Origin of the sequence: Streptomyces sp. NPDC079020, assembly GCF_044542225.1 — a bacterium.
Lineage (GTDB): Bacteria > Actinomycetota > Actinomycetes > Streptomycetales > Streptomycetaceae > Streptomyces.
Genome location: NZ_JBITUB010000019.1, coordinates 1 through 13,282 on the forward strand (window position 1 = coordinate 1; position 13,282 = coordinate 13,282).

Annotated in this window: 17 protein-coding genes; 11 read left to right on the plus strand and 6 right to left on the minus strand. The window is 70.7% G+C overall.

Annotation, left to right across the window (positions count from 1 at the left end):
- The 6 genes from ACIGJO_RS30455 to ACIGJO_RS30480 all read left to right on the plus strand — a co-directional run.
- The coding region (locus ACIGJO_RS30455) for a carboxyl transferase domain-containing protein (protein WP_399963646.1) at positions 1-393 on the plus strand (393 nt) is incomplete at its 5' end.
- 26 nt (positions 394-419) lie between these two features.
- Positions 420-596, plus strand: a complete 177-nt coding sequence (locus ACIGJO_RS30460; RefSeq protein ID WP_399963799.1) for an acyl-CoA carboxylase epsilon subunit — start codon at positions 420-422, stop codon at positions 594-596.
- 121 nt (positions 597-717) lie between these two features.
- Positions 718-2,874: an MMPL family transporter gene (locus ACIGJO_RS30465; protein ID WP_399963648.1), complete on the plus strand. Its 2,157-nt coding sequence runs from the start codon at positions 718-720 to the stop codon at positions 2,872-2,874.
- 342 nt (positions 2,875-3,216) lie between these two features.
- A complete protein-coding gene (locus tag ACIGJO_RS30470) occupies positions 3,217-3,486 on the plus strand; it encodes a LysR family transcriptional regulator (RefSeq protein ID WP_399963650.1) in 270 nt (89 codons plus the stop codon).
- 132 nt (positions 3,487-3,618) lie between these two features.
- Complete coding sequence (locus ACIGJO_RS30475; protein ID WP_399963652.1) at positions 3,619-3,837, plus strand: MbtH family protein; 219 nt, start codon at positions 3,619-3,621, stop codon at positions 3,835-3,837.
- 26 nt (positions 3,838-3,863) lie between these two features.
- Complete coding sequence (locus ACIGJO_RS30480; protein WP_399963655.1) at positions 3,864-4,622, plus strand: thioesterase II family protein; 759 nt, start codon at positions 3,864-3,866, stop codon at positions 4,620-4,622.
- Positions 4,623-4,718: 96 nt separating this feature from the next.
- Here ACIGJO_RS30480 and ACIGJO_RS30485 read toward each other — a convergent pair whose 3' ends face one another.
- Genes ACIGJO_RS30485 through ACIGJO_RS30495 form a run of 3 tightly spaced genes read right to left on the minus strand, consistent with a single transcriptional unit; the run spans position 4,719 to position 7,900 of the window.
- Positions 4,719-5,681 (minus strand): hypothetical protein, encoded by a 963-nt coding sequence (locus ACIGJO_RS30485; protein WP_399963658.1) that lies wholly within the window; start codon positions 5,679-5,681, stop codon positions 4,719-4,721.
- 48 nt (positions 5,682-5,729) lie between these two features.
- Complete coding sequence (locus tag ACIGJO_RS30490; RefSeq protein WP_399963660.1) at positions 5,730-6,746, minus strand: beta-ketoacyl synthase N-terminal-like domain-containing protein; 1,017 nt, start codon at positions 6,744-6,746, stop codon at positions 5,730-5,732.
- Entirely contained in the window at positions 6,743-7,900 is a 1,158-nt protein-coding gene (locus tag ACIGJO_RS30495) for a beta-ketoacyl synthase N-terminal-like domain-containing protein (RefSeq protein WP_399963662.1), read from the minus strand. Before ACIGJO_RS30495 ends, ACIGJO_RS30490 begins: the two co-directional genes overlap by 4 nt.
- A gap of 244 nt (positions 7,901-8,144) precedes the next feature.
- Here ACIGJO_RS30495 and ACIGJO_RS30500 point away from each other — a divergent pair, with 244 nt between their 5' ends.
- Genes ACIGJO_RS30500 through ACIGJO_RS30520 form a run of 5 tightly spaced genes read left to right on the plus strand, consistent with a single transcriptional unit; the run spans position 8,145 to position 10,555 of the window.
- On the plus strand, positions 8,145-8,396 hold the full coding sequence (locus tag ACIGJO_RS30500) for an acyl carrier protein (RefSeq protein WP_399963665.1): 252 nt from the start codon (positions 8,145-8,147) through the stop codon (positions 8,394-8,396).
- Complete coding sequence (locus tag ACIGJO_RS30505) at positions 8,396-8,764, plus strand: DsrE family protein (protein WP_399963667.1); 369 nt, start codon at positions 8,396-8,398, stop codon at positions 8,762-8,764. The genes ACIGJO_RS30500 and ACIGJO_RS30505 overlap by 1 nt, the downstream gene beginning before the upstream one ends.
- A complete protein-coding gene (locus tag ACIGJO_RS30510; RefSeq protein WP_399963669.1) occupies positions 8,764-9,177 on the plus strand; it encodes a hypothetical protein in 414 nt (137 codons plus the stop codon). The genes ACIGJO_RS30505 and ACIGJO_RS30510 overlap by 1 nt, the downstream gene beginning before the upstream one ends.
- Positions 9,177-9,590 carry a hypothetical protein gene (locus ACIGJO_RS30515; RefSeq protein ID WP_399963671.1) on the plus strand — a complete coding sequence of 138 codons (414 nt, stop codon included), beginning with the start codon at positions 9,177-9,179 and terminating at the stop codon, positions 9,588-9,590. Before ACIGJO_RS30510 ends, ACIGJO_RS30515 begins: the two co-directional genes overlap by 1 nt.
- On the plus strand, positions 9,587-10,555 hold the full coding sequence (locus tag ACIGJO_RS30520) for a hypothetical protein (RefSeq protein ID WP_399963673.1): 969 nt from the start codon (positions 9,587-9,589) through the stop codon (positions 10,553-10,555). The genes ACIGJO_RS30515 and ACIGJO_RS30520 overlap by 4 nt, the downstream gene beginning before the upstream one ends.
- Positions 10,556-10,643: 88 nt before the next feature.
- Here the strand turns inward: ACIGJO_RS30520 and ACIGJO_RS30525 are convergent, their stop codons facing one another.
- The 3 genes from ACIGJO_RS30525 to ACIGJO_RS30535 form a co-directional block, all read right to left on the minus strand.
- Positions 10,644-11,441 carry a hypothetical protein gene (locus ACIGJO_RS30525; RefSeq protein WP_399963675.1) on the minus strand — a complete coding sequence of 266 codons (798 nt, stop codon included), beginning with the start codon at positions 11,439-11,441 and terminating at the stop codon, positions 10,644-10,646.
- A gap of 124 nt (positions 11,442-11,565) precedes the next feature.
- Positions 11,566-11,766 (minus strand): ferredoxin, encoded by a 201-nt coding sequence (locus tag ACIGJO_RS30530; protein ID WP_399963677.1) that lies wholly within the window; start codon positions 11,764-11,766, stop codon positions 11,566-11,568.
- A gap of 5 nt (positions 11,767-11,771) precedes the next feature.
- A complete protein-coding gene (locus ACIGJO_RS30535) occupies positions 11,772-12,995 on the minus strand; it encodes a cytochrome P450 (protein WP_399963679.1) in 1,224 nt (407 codons plus the stop codon).
- Positions 12,996-13,282: the final 287 nt, after the last annotated feature.

The window sequence follows — 13,282 nt, forward strand, 5'->3', positions numbered from 1 at the left end:
GCGTACTGCAACGCCACCGTGCCCAGGATCTCGCTGATCCTGCGCAAGGCCTACGGAGGCGCCTACATCGTCATGGACAGCCAGTCCATCGGCGCAGACCTCACCTACGCCTGGCCCACCAACGAGATCGCCGTGATGGGCGCCGAAGGTGCCGCCAACGTCATCTTCCGCCGCCGGATCGCCGAGTCCCACGACCCCGAGGGGCTGCGCGGACAGCTGGTCAAGGAGTACAAGACCGAGCTGATGCACCCCTACTACGCCGCGGAGCGCGGTCTCGTCGACGACGTCATCGACCCGGCCGGGACCAGGGAGCTGCTGATCCGCTCCCTGGAGATGCTGCGCCTCAAGCACGCCGAGCTGCCGTCGCGCAAGCACGGCAACCAGCCCGCGTGAGTACCGCGACCGGGCAGGACGGGTCCCTGCTGAGAGTGGTCCACGGCTGCCCGACCCCCGAGGAACTGGCGGCGGCGGTCGCGGTGGTTCTCGCCGCGCTCCAGGGTTCCGGACCGGCCGGGTCGGGCGCACCGACGCCGGCTCAGTGGCGCCGGGCGGAGGCCCCGCCCTCGCCGCGGGTCTCCTGGCGGGGAGGGCGCTGAGGGGCGGATGCAGGTAGCTGCACGGCTCCTTGAACCCGGTCACCGCCTTGCGGAACGTGGCGGTCCAAGTACAGGTACTCGGCGGTAGCCGAAGTCGCAGGTCACGACGTGGAGGAATGTCATGTTCCAAGGAATCGGGCGGTTCTCGGTGAACCGCCCATGGTTGGTCATCGCTCTCTGGCTGGTGGCCACCGCCGCCCTGATCGCGCTGGCACCGCAGTTGAAGCCGACGAACGACCAGGCGGAATTCCTCCCGTCGCACTACGAGTCGGTGCAGGCCGCGCAGATCCAGCAGGAGGCCTTCCCGCAGAGCCGCCAGCCGATGGCCATCGGCGTCGTCCAGCGCAAGGACGGCGGCGAACTGACCGAGGCCGACAAGAAGGCCGCCGGTGAGGTCGCGGCCGGACTCCAGAGCAAGAAGTTCGACAAGATCACCGAGGTCGTGGCGGACCCGAAGGCGCTCTCGCCGGACGGGAGGATCAGTCTCATCCATGTGTTCGCGTCCACGAAGACGCCGCACGACGAGACGCTGGTCGAATCCGTCGGCAAGCTGCGGACCGAGGCCGCCGGTCAACTGCCGGACGACACACTGACGCTGGCGTTCACCGGCGCGTCCGCCACGGTGCTGGACTCGCAGGAGGCATCGGACAGCACCGACGCCATGGTCATGATGGCCACCCTGGTACTGATCATCGTGCTGCTGCTCGCCATCTTCCGCAGCCCGGTCATCGCCCTGATGCCCGTCCTCATCATCGGGGTCGTCTTCATGGTGACCATGGGGGTCATCGCGACCGCCAGCGAACTGGCCGGCCTGGAGGCGCCCGCCTCCATCTCCGCCATCCTCATCGTGGTGCTGTTCGGCGTCGGTACGGACTACACGCTCTTCCTGCTGTTCCGGTACCGCGAGCATCTGCGCGAAGGGCAGCAGCCCAAGGAGGCACTGGCCTCGGCCGCCGGCAAGGTCGGCGAGACCATCGCGTCCGCGGCCGGTGTCGTCATCGCCGCGTTCCTCTCGCTGCTGCTGTCCTCCATGGGCATGCTCAGCAGCATGGGCATGTCGCTGGGCATCGCCGTCGCCGTCACCCTGATCGCCGCGCTCACGCTCGTGCCGGCGGTCTTCTCCCTGCTGGGCATCAAGGCGTTCTGGCCGTCGAAGGCGTGGCGTACGCAGCCCAGGAACGCGCTCTCGGGACGCGTCGGGAGCTTCGCCGCGCGCAAGCCCGCCCTCATCGCCGCCGTCTCCGGTGGCCTGCTGGTCGTGATGGCCCTGGGCGTGCTCGGCTTCAAGGCGGAGTACGACACCGAGAGCTCCCTCCCCGGCAACCTGGAGTCCGTCCAGGCGATGGAGGAGCTCCAGCGCGGCTTCTCCGCGGGGCAGTCCGACCCGACGTCCGTCTACGTGAAGTCCACCGGCGGCGCGCTCGACCAGGGCGAACTCACCGCGTACGGCGCGAAGCTGGCGGACGTCGACGGTGTGGACACGGTGTCCCCGCCCCTGGTCAGCCCGAAGGGCGATGTCGCGCAGTACAGCGTCGTGCTCGACTTCCGCCCCTCCGCCGACGAGGCGCTGAGCCTGGTCGGAGGTGAGCTGCGGGACACGGTGCACAGCGCGGCGCCGAAGGGCACGAAGCAGTACGTCGGCGGCAGCACGGCCGTGCTCGCGGACGTCCAGACCGCCGTGAACCGTGACTACAAGCTGGTCTTCCCGGTGGCAGCCGTGGCGATCATGGTCATCCTCGGGCTGATGCTGCGCAGCTTCATCGCGCCGGTGTACCTGATGATCTCGGTCGGCCTGGGCTTCGGCGGGACGCTGGGCGCGACCGTCTGGCTGTTCCAGGACGGCTCGAACGGGCTGCTGTTCATGCTGCCCGTCATCGTCTATCTCTTCGTGGTCGCCATCGGAACGGACTACAACATCCTGATGGTGGCCCGGCTGCGTGAGGAGATCCGGAGCGGCAAGGAGCCGGCGGAGGCCGTCCGGCTGGCCGTCACGCAGTCCGCTCCCACCATCAGCGCCGCCGCGGTGATCCTCGCCGGTACGTTCGGGGTGCTGATGCTCGCCGACAACTCCATGCTGAAGCAGATGGGCTTCGCGGTCGCGTTCGGCATCATGCTGAGCGCCTTCGTGATGGCGATTCTCCTGGTCCCGGCGATCACCACGCTCGTGGGACGGCCCGCCTGGTGGCCGGGGAACCGTCACGACACGCCTGGGGACGACGGGGCCCGGCCGGCACCCGAGCAGGGTTCCGACTCCCTCGTCACCGCCCGGAGCCAGTAGCCCGGCCCGCGCGGCCCGCCGCCCGTCCCCCCGGCCGCAGTGCCGGGGGGACGGGCGGCGCTGTCGTTCCGCGCGCTGTTCACCGCCGGCCCTGATTCCCGCATCCTTTTCCGGCACCGGTTTCCCCCACCTTTTCCCGCCCCTTTCCGGTGCCGATTCCCGTGCCCGGGGCCGTCCCGTGCAGCTTCCTGAAAGGGGCGCCGGGGAGCCCCTTCGCTGTCTGTAGGGTTTTTGTACGGCGTCCTTGGCCATCAGGATTTCAGCCGCGGTGTCGGCCAGATACGAGGTGTGATGCACGAGCGTGAGTTCAGAGCATTCGTTTCGATCGCGGAAACCGGGCGGATGGATGCCGCCGCACGGCAACTGGGGTACTCCCAGCCTGCGATCACGTATCAGATCAAGTGCCTGGAGCGGTCCCTCGGCTTCAAGCTGTTCACCCGGCACCCCAGCGGCGCACGGCTGACCGGCGACGGACGGATGATCCTGTCCTCCGCGCAGGCCGTGGTGATGCTGATCGACAACATCCGCAACCTGCGCGGCGGCGAGGACACCGAGGCGGCCGTTCCGTCCGCCGGCGCCGTCGTGCCGATGGCCCGGCAGAACACCGCCTGAGGGGCATTCCCGGGCCGTGTCCGCGAAGTCCCGCCGTGCGCCCGATGGGCGTGGCCCTTTCATGGATCAGCCGTCCGGTGATTTCCGGCCGGGCGGATACCGCCGCATGCCGAACACGTTGGAGAGACAGCGATGAGCACAAATCCCTTCGAGGACAACGACGCCAGCTACTACGTCCTGGTCAATGAGGAAGGCCAGTACTCGTTGTGGCCCGCCTTCGCCGAGGTCCCCGCGGGCTGGACCGTGCGGCACGGACAGGACACCCGGCAGTCGTGCCTGGACTACGTCGAGGAGAACTGGACCGACATGCGCCCGCTGAGCCTGGTGCGTCAGATGGCCGACGCCAAGTAGGCGGTGGGTGGCCGGAGAGGATGACCATGCAGACGCTTTCCGCCGCCGCGGTCCACCGGCCCCGGCCACGCCCGTGGGCGGACCGGGTGCTGGTGTGCCTGAGCTACTGCGGCGGAGGCACCGCGCCGTTCCGTCGCTGGGCCGAAGTGGTGCCGGAGGACACCGAGTTGGCGCTGGTCTGCTATCCGGGCCGGGAGGCGCGCTTCGGGACGCCGTTCGCCCGGGACTGGGTGTCCCTGCGGGACGACGTGGCCGACGCCGTACGCGGTCTCGCGGGCCGGCCGTACACGCTGTTCGGCCACAGCATGGGTTCCTGGATGGCCTTCGAGACCGCGGCCCAGCTCGAACGCCTCGGTATCGCCCCGCCCTCGGCGCTCGTCGTCTCCGGCGGGGTGGCACCGCACAGGCGCCAGGAGCGCACCGATGTGCCCCGCTCGCGCGACAGCGACGACGATCTCGTCGCCTGGATGCGTGAGTTCGGGCAGATGTCCGCGGTGGTGGCCAATGAACCGGATCTCCGTGAACTCGCGGTGGAACTGCTCCGCGCGGACCTCACCGTGTCGGAGTCCTACCGCTTCGTGGAGGGCACCCGGGTGTCGGTGCCGTTGCGGGTGCTGTACGGATCCGAGGACAGCGAGGCCTTCACCGAGGTGGAGCGGGGCTGGAGGTCCCTCGCGGACGGTCCTTTCGAGGCGTTCGAGCTTCCGGGCGGGCACTTCTACCGGGCGGACCTGTGGTCCAGGATGCCGGACTGGTGCGGCCGGTCCGCCCCGGCCGGGCCCTGAGGGCCGTCCCGTATCCCCGCGCCCCGGACCATGACGAGGAGCGCCGCACCGGAATGACCGGTGCGGCGCTCCTCGGGCGTGCTCGTCCCGTGCGCCTCAGGCCGCCTCGGCCAGAGCGCGCCTGCGGTCGTGGAGCACCAGCAGGATGACCATTCCCATGAGCACGCCCAGGACCGTGCCGAGCTGGCCGGTCAGCAGGTGCGACAGTTCGTTCTCCGGGGCGGGCCGCTTCGTGCCGAGATTGGTGAGCAGGCTGTAGAGGCTGTACGAGAAGAGCATGCCCGAGGAGATCCAGGCCGCCGCCATGGGAGGCAGGAACTTCTTCGCTCCCCGACGGCTCGTCAGTACCAGCAGGCCCCAGGCCCCGGCGAAGGCCCAGACACCGGTGCTCAGCGACAGCAGATGCCACCACATGTCGCGGTGGACCAGGCTGCCGGCGTCGAGCCCGGCCGTACCGCCGGCCGCCCAGAACAGCTTGATGACGCCGAGCACGGCGCAGCCGGCGGCGAGCAGCCGGGCCACGGTCGTCTGCAACGCCCGGGTGCCTCCCGGCGCGTCCCCGCAGTCGACCGGACCGCTCAGCGCCTCCGGCCAGCGTGCCCTGGCGTATCCGGCCAGGGCGAGGGGGAGTCCGATGCCGACGCCCACCAGCGAGATCATGACGAAGACCTGCTCGTAGACCCAGAGGTCGGTGGAGGAGTCCGCCTGTTCGTCCCGGGACATGGCGGCCGGGCCGAGGATCGGCGCCAGCACCAGCATGGGCACGAGCAGGCCGGTGCCCACCCATACCGGCAGGGTGATCAGCCAGGCGGGAAGCCGCTCGCCCCAGGGGCGCATGAACGCCACCGCCAGCAGGATGCCCACCGCGGCGAGAACCGCCGTCGTCCCATTGATGGCACGCCAGTCCGCCTCGCCCATTTCCTCGGTCGGAAGAAAGAGACCGAACGTCCAGGCAATTTTGATCAGCATGTACGGCATGACCGCGGTGGCGGTTCCGTATCCGGCGATTCTGCGTATCTTGAGCAGTCGTGAGGTCGGCTGAGCCACCATTACTGTCATGCGGGCACAATATCCGAGCCATGATCCACGGTCAAAGTTTCTACCCGCTTATTGCGGTATGTGCTTTTCACTGGTTTTGTGAAATCGGGTTCGGGCGGGACCGTCGAGTGCTATGGCGGTGAGATGCCCGGACTCCGATACGGATATCAGCAGCGCGGGTCCCCCCGACCGTGCCAGCGCGATCAGCTCCAGCATCCCCGACACCGAGCAGTGCCGGGCCTCGACGAGCGCCCCGTCCGGCGCGCGTACGGGACCGCGGGCCGCCCCGACGGCGTCGAGGACCGCGGCGCCGAATTCCGCGGCGCCGGCGGGTGCGCTGACGACCACCCGCACGCCGTCCGTCCCGGCGGGGCCGTCGGCCAGGGCCGCGAGCCGTCTGCCGGTCACCAGCAGCGCGGCCGGGTCCCAGGAGCCGTCGATGCCCCGGGGGACGAACCGGGAGAGCCCGCCGGTGATCCCGGCGAGAGCGGTGGCCGGGCCGGCCACGTCCGGTGCCGCCGCCGAGAGGACGACCGCGGCGGCGGCGTCGTACTGGCCGCCGCGGCCGTCCCCGGTGGGCGCCCGGTCGGTGGCCGCGGCCACCACCCGGTCGGCCCGGCCGGTACGCAGCGCGGTCACCGCGAAGTGCACCGCCTCCAGGCCCGCGGTGACCGGGTTGGTCAGGGTGACGGAGAACGCGCGGGCGCCGGCGGTGATGGCCAGCTGGCTGCCGGGGGTGCTCATCGAGAAGCCGGGCACCTCGGCCGGGCTGATGCCCCGTACGCCCTCGGTGCGCAGGATGCCGTCCATCCGCCGGTGCACATGGGCGATCGCGTACTGGGTTCCGGTGACCACACCGAGGCGCAGGCTCGGCCGGCCGGTGAGGGGCGGGTCGTCGTGGCGCCTGCCGAGTGCCCGGTTGCCGGCCGCCAGGAGGTAGCGGGTGGCCGGACTGAAGTACTTCCATCCACGCCGGCCGAGATGTCCGGCGGGATCGAACCAGGGCGCGTCGGCCCCTTCCCCGTCCGCCCCGGCGGCCGGGGGTTCCTGGGCGACGGCGCCCGCGGAGGTGATCAGGATGTTCATCCGGCGGCCTCCCAGGCGAGCACGGCGTTGTTGCCCCCGAAACCGGTCCCGCTCACCAGCACGGACGGCCGGTCCAGCGCGACCGGCGCGTTCAGGGGGACCGCCATCGGTGACGCGGGGTCGACGGTGGCGACATGGGCGTTCGGCGGAACCAGTCCGTGGCGCAGGATCCGGGCCGCGATCACACAGCCGAAGACCCCCGCGGCGCCCGCGGTGTGGCCCATCACGGCCTTCGGCGCGTATCCGGCGATCCTTCCGGCGTCGCCCCCGGCGGCGGCCACGGCCTCGCTGATGGCGGTGCTCTCCACGGAGTCGTTGAGCGCCACCCCGGCGCGGTGCAGCACCACGGCCCCGGGGGTGCCGGTGGTGGTGGCGAGGGCCTGGGCGACCGACCGGCTCAGCTGCTCGCCGGACGGCTCCGGGGCCATCGGGTGGTGGGCGTCGCAGCTCCAGCCCTGCCCGGCGAGTACCGCCTGCGCGGTGACGCCCCGGCGCCGGGCGGACTCGGCCGACTCCAGCACCACGGCGGCCGCGCCCTCACCGGTGACCATGCCCGCGCGGTCCGTGTCGAAGGGGCGGCAGCACTCGGGGTCCAGCAGCCCGAACCGGTGCAGTGTGCCGACCGCGACCCGCGAGAAGGCGTCGCCGCCGCAGGCGATGACGATATCGGCCTGCCCGGTCCCGATCAGCTCGGCGCCCCAGCTCACCGCGTAGGTCCCGGCGGAACAGGCCGTCGAGAGGGTGTGGCCGGGCCCGCCGATCCCGAAGCGGCCGGCGACCACGGCGGCCACACGGTGCGTGGCGAGCGGGCGGCCGGGGGAGCCGGGTCCCTCCGCCAGGTCGATGTCGCCGAGCGAGGTGCCGACGGTCAGGCCCGCGTCGGACAGGTCCTCGCGGGTCAGCCCGGCCTCGGCGACGGCCTCCGCCACGGCCGTGACGAGCAGGGCGGCGGTCCGGCCGGGCGGATCGCCGCCCTGCTCGTCACGGCTCCCCGCGGGCACGGCCGCCGCGTACAGACGCGGGTGCTCCGGCAGACCGCAGGCGTCCGGAGCGGGCACCGGCAGCCGGTCGGCGCGCAGCAGACCGTCCCACAGCCTGTCCACTCCGGCGCCGAAGCAGGTGACCGCTCCCAGCCCCGTGATCACCACCGTCACCGGTGCACCTCGCTTCCTGGAACATGCGAAAACAATTGACCGATACGGATCAGGGTGCCTTTGGTAAAGAGGCGCGGCGGCCGTGCTTGCAAGTACCTGCAGTAATCACTCGCATACCTCCTCGCCCGTCATGGCCCTGCAATACCATCGGCGCGAGAATCCGGCACCGTAAGGGCTGTCCGGAAGTGATGGGCGCGGAACACCGCGAATTCCATGTGCATAGCCCTAAAAGAAAGGGAATCCGGTGAGTGTCGAAAGCGCGCTGAACACGTCGGAGCTCCGGGAGCTGGTGGCGGACACCCTGGACGTCGAATCCTCGGCGCTGACCGACGATGCCCTCTTCATCGAGGAACTCGGGGTCGACTCGGTGGTGGCACTGGAACTCGCGGTCACGCTGGAACAGCGCTACGAGATCAGGATTCCCGAGGAGGAGCTCGTACAGCTCCGTACGTTTCCCGATATCTGTGGCCTGCTCAGCAGGAAGCTGGCCGGTTGATGGACACGCGGCCGGCCGGTTCGCCGGACACCGGCGGGAATGCCGTCTCCTATTTCCTGATCGAGAGCAAGGGGAACTGGGCGGGGCCGAACGCGGGCACCTTCCTGCTGGACGCCGCGGCGCTCGCCGCGGCGGGCCACCGTGTCCGGGTCTATCTCGTCGAGGACGGTGTGCTCAGTGCTGCGGGCACCGGAGCGCCCGAGATCGAGCGGCTCGCCGAAGCCGGGGTCGAGATCCTCGTGGACGACTTCTCGGCGGCGCAGCGCGCGCTCGGCGGCACGAAGCTGTCGCCGCACGTGAGACTCGCCGGCATGGGGACCGTCGCGGCGGCACTGGCCGAGGACGACTGCAGAGGTGTGTGGCACTGATGGGGACCCCGATGAAACGCCGGATGTGGGACCTGCTGCTCATCCTGACGGCCGCCCCGCACTCCGGTGACGTGGTGACCTCCGCGCTGCGGCTCTCGCACGCGGTCCTTGACAACGGCGGCTCGGTACGGGTCTGGGCCTGCGGCTACGCCAACATGCTCACCCAGGACACCTTCGGCGACACCAAGCTGCCGAACACCCGTGACCCCGAGGGGCATTACCCCTCCTCCGCCGCGATCGTCCGGCGGCTGACCGCCGACAGCGGCGGCCGCTTCGCGTGGATCGCGTGCACGGCGTGCAGCGAGGAACGCGGCGCGACCCACCACATCCCGCAGGTGCGGCACCGGTCACCGCTCCGGCTGGCGGGAACCATGGCCGGTGCCCGGCAGACGCTCTACCTCGGGGGAGCCTGATGACCACCACCCAGGGGGCGAAGCCCCGCGAGCGCGTGCTCTGCGTCATCGACCGCGCCTACCGGGGCGCCGTCGAGGTCCAGTTCTTCCACCCGCTGTACGGACTGCTCGATCTGCACGGCCAGTTCGAGCGGGTGGATCTGGCGCTGCGCGGCGCGACGGTGACGATGGCTGTCGAGGAGAGCGTCTACGTCCCGTCCGTGACGATCGGCTCGATGGTCCTGGACACGCTGCCGGACTACCGCGGCTCCGTGCGCGATCTGATCGCCGCCGGCTTCGAGGTCTTCGTGGACGAGGAGGCCCTGGACCGACTCGGCGTCTCCAAGGACCGGTTGGTGCCCGGAGTCACCTGCATCGCCTCGGCGGACCTGGCGGTCCGCTGGCCGGAGTACGACCAGGTGTGGTTCGTGTGACCGGCACGGCCGTGCCCCGGACCGCCCCGCCGGACGGGGCACCCCGGACCTTCGCGACACCGCTGCGCGCGGTCGACCGGCTGGAAGTGCTCCGGGGCGCACCCGAGCACCGCTTCCGGGTGTTCAAGACCGTCGATCCCGAGGACCCCTACATGTCCGGGCACTTCCCCGGACTCACGCTGCTGCCCGCCGTGTTCGTGCTCGAAGGGATCCGGCAGGCGGTGACGGGTCTGCTCGGCGCCGGGGAACCGCTGAACCTGGTGGAGGTCGTGTCCGGCCGGTGGCTGGCGCCCATGCAGGGCGGCGACGAGATTTGCCTGGACGTCACGGCGGGCGAGGACGGCGCGGGGCGGTGGCGGGTCACCGCCGACGGGGTGCGGCAGGACGGCACCCCGGTCGTGGCGGTGAAGGTGGTGCTCGGCGACGCCGGGCCGGCCGGGGCGTCGCTGGCGGCGGAGGGCGAGCACGCTCCCGCGCCGGCCGCCGTGTGCGGACCGGACTACACGGAGATCCTGGACCGGCTGCCCGTACGGCACCCCATGCTCCTGGTGGACCGGGTCGAGTCCTTCCGGCCGGGCCGGGAGATCACGACGGTCAAGGCCGTCTCCGGCTCCGAGCCCTGCTACGCGTCGATGGCCGACGGTCTGCCGCTGTCGCGGTACATGTTCCCCAGGGCGCTGATGCTGGAGTCCTTCGGGCAGTCCTCGGTGCTCCTGTGGCTGGCGACGGGCACCGCCGAGGGCGTGCCGGTGGCCGCGGCCTTCCGGCACTGCCGGTTCGCCGGGGAGGTCCGGCCGGGGGCGGTGCTGCGCCATGTGGCCCGTATCGACCGGCTGATGGCCAACAACGTCTTCGTGTCCGGGCAGACCTGGGACGGGGACCGCTGCGTCATGACGGTCGGCGCGCTCATCGGTTCGAGCAGGCCGCGCACACAGGTCGACCGGCGGACGGCCGGGGCGTTCTGAGAGCCCGCCGGGTGGACGGAGAGGCCCGCCCCCGCGGTCCGGGAGAACATCTCCCGGACCGCGGGGGCGGGCCGTTTCCCGTCATCGGTCAGGTCGCGGCGGCGCCCGTGAGGATCTCCCCGACGGCGTCCGCCGTCAGACGGCTGCGCAGGATGTCCACGTGGTCGACGGGGATGTCCACGGACCGTGCGGCCAGCAGGGCGCCCTCGGACGGCTGCCGGGAGCCGACCGCCGTGGCGGTGCGCCAGGCGGCGGCCGGGTCGATCTGCCGCGCCGCGTCCAGGTACGACACGAACGACCGGAAGACGGCGGCGAACTCCTCCAGCAGGTCGGTGTCCAGCTCCTCGCGGGCGAACGCGGCGCCGGCCTGCTCCCGGAAGATCCGCACCAGTTCGTCGCCGAAGGCGGCGAAGTCGGGGGTGCTCGTCCGCGCGGCCGCCGCGGCCCGCCGGGCGGCGCTCACCTCGTCGGCGGAGAGCACCGAGGCGAACTGGCCCATCATGGCGGCGAAGTCCCGGTCCAGGCCGTCCGGGGTGGGCACCTCGGGGTCGAAGACCACCAGGCGCGGCGGCTCGGCCTGCCGCCCGGCGATCCCGGCGGCCAGCTCACCGGCGAAGACGCTGCCCGCGCAGTAGCCGAGCACCGCCCGGACCGTGCGGCCGCTGTCCTCGGCCTCCCGGGCCCACAGCGCGATGTAGTCCCGCGCGGACATCGCGCTGCCGGTGTCCGGCTGACGGGTCTCCCAGACCGTGAGCCGCGGGTCGAGCAGCGGGGCGAGGTCGGAGAAGCTGGAGTCGGAACGCCCCGTGGTCGCGAAGTCGACGGCGAGGACGAGGTCACCGCCCTGGCCCGCGTTGAGGACCTTCCAGCTGCTGGGTCGTGTCATGTGTGCGGTCCACTCTGGTCGACGCCCCGAAGGGGTGCGGTACGGGCAGGGCGGCGGGCCCGGTGCCGCGGGTGCGGCAGCGGACCCGCGGGATCGGCTCCGGGAGGTGGGACCCGAGGGGCTCTCAGCCGTCGGTGAAGCGGATGGCCTTCGACGGACAGATGTGTTCGACGAGCTTGCGCGTGTGCTCGGCGTCGGCGTCCGAAGGGCTGTCGTTCAGCAGGACCACCAGGCCGTCCTCCTCCCGCTGGTCGAAGATCGCGGGTGCGCTCATCACGCACAGTCCGGCTCCGATGCAGCGGTCACGGTCCACATGTACCTTCATCGCGCTCACCAGCCGACCACGAGCTTGTGGACCGGCGGCAGCCCGTCGATGAGCTCGATCGGCTCGTCGGACTCCACCACGTGCAGCCCGGGGAACCGGGCGAAGAGCGAGGTGAAGCAGAGCTCCATCATCAGCCGCGCGACGTGCTGGCCGAGGCACTGGTGGACGCCGTAGCCGAAGGCGAGGTGGTCCCGCGAGTCGCGGTGGATGTCGAACGCGTCCGGGTCCGCGTACTTGGACGGGTCGCGGTCGCCGAGACCCTTGAGCACGAGGATGCCCTCGCCCTCCTTGATGGTCACACCGTCGATCTCCACATCGGCCAGCGCCACCCGGGCGAGGACCTCGTCGACGAGGCTGAAGTAGCGCAGCACCTCGTTCACGGTCTTCGGCATGAGCCCCGCGGGATCGGCCTGGAGCGCCTTGAGCTGCTCCGGGTGGTCCAGGAGCGTCTGGGTGCCGAGCGCGATGCGGTTCACGATGAACTCGTAACCCGCGAGCAGCAGCATCTTCGTCATCAGCGTCAGACCGTGGTGGTCGAACTCGTCGGTCTTTCCGGCCCGGGTGATGAAGTTGCCGAGCATGTCGTCGGTGGGGTTCTGCCGCTTCTCGGTCACCAGGGTCGCGAAGTACGCCATCAGCTCGTTGTTGGCGGCCATCTTCTCGTCCATGGTGTACGAGTGCCGCGTGCCCACCATGATCGCGGCGTTGCGGGTGAACACCTCCCGCTCGGACTCGGGTATGCCGGCCAGCTCGCAGATCACCTGGGCCGGCAGCGGCAGGGCCAGCGCCTGGACCAGGTCGGTGGGACCGCCGGCGGTCTCCATCGCGTCCAGGTAGTGGTCGATGAGCGCCTGCACCCCGGGGCGCAGCTTCTCGACGGCCTTGATGGTGAAGTCCGGCAGCGCCATCTGACGCACGCGGGTGTGCCGCGGCGGGTCCATGGTCACCAGCAGGTTCTTCGAGTCGCGGGCGATCATGTCCAGCAGTTCCTGCGGCGCGGGGAACCTGATGGGGAACGTGGGGTGCGGCTCCACGCTGAACCGGTTGTCCGCCAGCAGCCGCTGGATGTGGTCGTGCTGCGAGACCAGCCACGCCTTGCTGCCCGACGGCATGGTCACCTGGGTCAGCGGACGTCCCGCCGGCACCTGGTCGTACTCAGGCAGAAGAGGGTTGGGCCAGCCGCGCGGGGCGACGGGGCAGGTTGCCTGCTTCTCCATGGCGTCGGTCATAGGGGTATTCCCTGTCTTTGTCGTGGTCATGGGTCTGCTCGACGTGATGCTACGGACGGAATTCCCGCCCGCCCCGGACGCTTGCCACTTGCTGCAACCCGGCCCGGTTCGAAGAATCTGAATTCCTTCGGCGCCGGGGAGAAGATCCGTTTCCGGTAATTGCAGCGGCCTGCGACAGGGCTTGTCCGGACGTGTATTCGTTTACTGAACGTTGATCGACCGCCGTCGGCGGAACCGGTTCACAGACGAACGGCGTTGCCGCGTACGCCTCATGAGAGCGGCGCGAG

Bases quoted from the DNA above. Each gene is read 5' to 3' on its own strand.
- ACIGJO_RS30465 (WP_399963648.1), top strand. From the start codon at position 718: ATGTTCCAAGGAATCGGGCGGTTCTCGGTGAACCGCCCATGGTTGGTC.
- ACIGJO_RS30470 (WP_399963650.1), top strand. From the start codon at position 3,217: ATGGATGCCGCCGCACGGCAACTGGGGTACTCCCAGCCTGCGATCACG.
- ACIGJO_RS30475 (WP_399963652.1), top strand. From the start codon at position 3,619: ATGAGCACAAATCCCTTCGAGGACAACGACGCCAGCTACTACGTCCTG.
- ACIGJO_RS30480 (WP_399963655.1), top strand. From the start codon at position 3,864: ATGCAGACGCTTTCCGCCGCCGCGGTCCACCGGCCCCGGCCACGCCCG.
- ACIGJO_RS30485 (WP_399963658.1), bottom strand. From the start codon at position 5,681: ATGACAGTAATGGTGGCTCAGCCGACCTCACGACTGCTCAAGATACGC.
- ACIGJO_RS30490 (WP_399963660.1), bottom strand. From the start codon at position 6,746: ATGAACATCCTGATCACCTCCGCGGGCGCCGTCGCCCAGGAACCCCCG.
- ACIGJO_RS30505 (WP_399963667.1), top strand. From the start codon at position 8,396: ATGGACACGCGGCCGGCCGGTTCGCCGGACACCGGCGGGAATGCCGTC.
- ACIGJO_RS30510 (WP_399963669.1), top strand. From the start codon at position 8,764: ATGGGGACCCCGATGAAACGCCGGATGTGGGACCTGCTGCTCATCCTG.
- ACIGJO_RS30515 (WP_399963671.1), top strand. From the start codon at position 9,177: ATGACCACCACCCAGGGGGCGAAGCCCCGCGAGCGCGTGCTCTGCGTC.
- ACIGJO_RS30525 (WP_399963675.1), bottom strand. From the start codon at position 11,441: ATGACACGACCCAGCAGCTGGAAGGTCCTCAACGCGGGCCAGGGCGGT.
- ACIGJO_RS30530 (WP_399963677.1), bottom strand. From the start codon at position 11,766: ATGAAGGTACATGTGGACCGTGACCGCTGCATCGGAGCCGGACTGTGC.
- ACIGJO_RS30535 (WP_399963679.1), bottom strand. From the start codon at position 12,995: ATGACCGACGCCATGGAGAAGCAGGCAACCTGCCCCGTCGCCCCGCGC.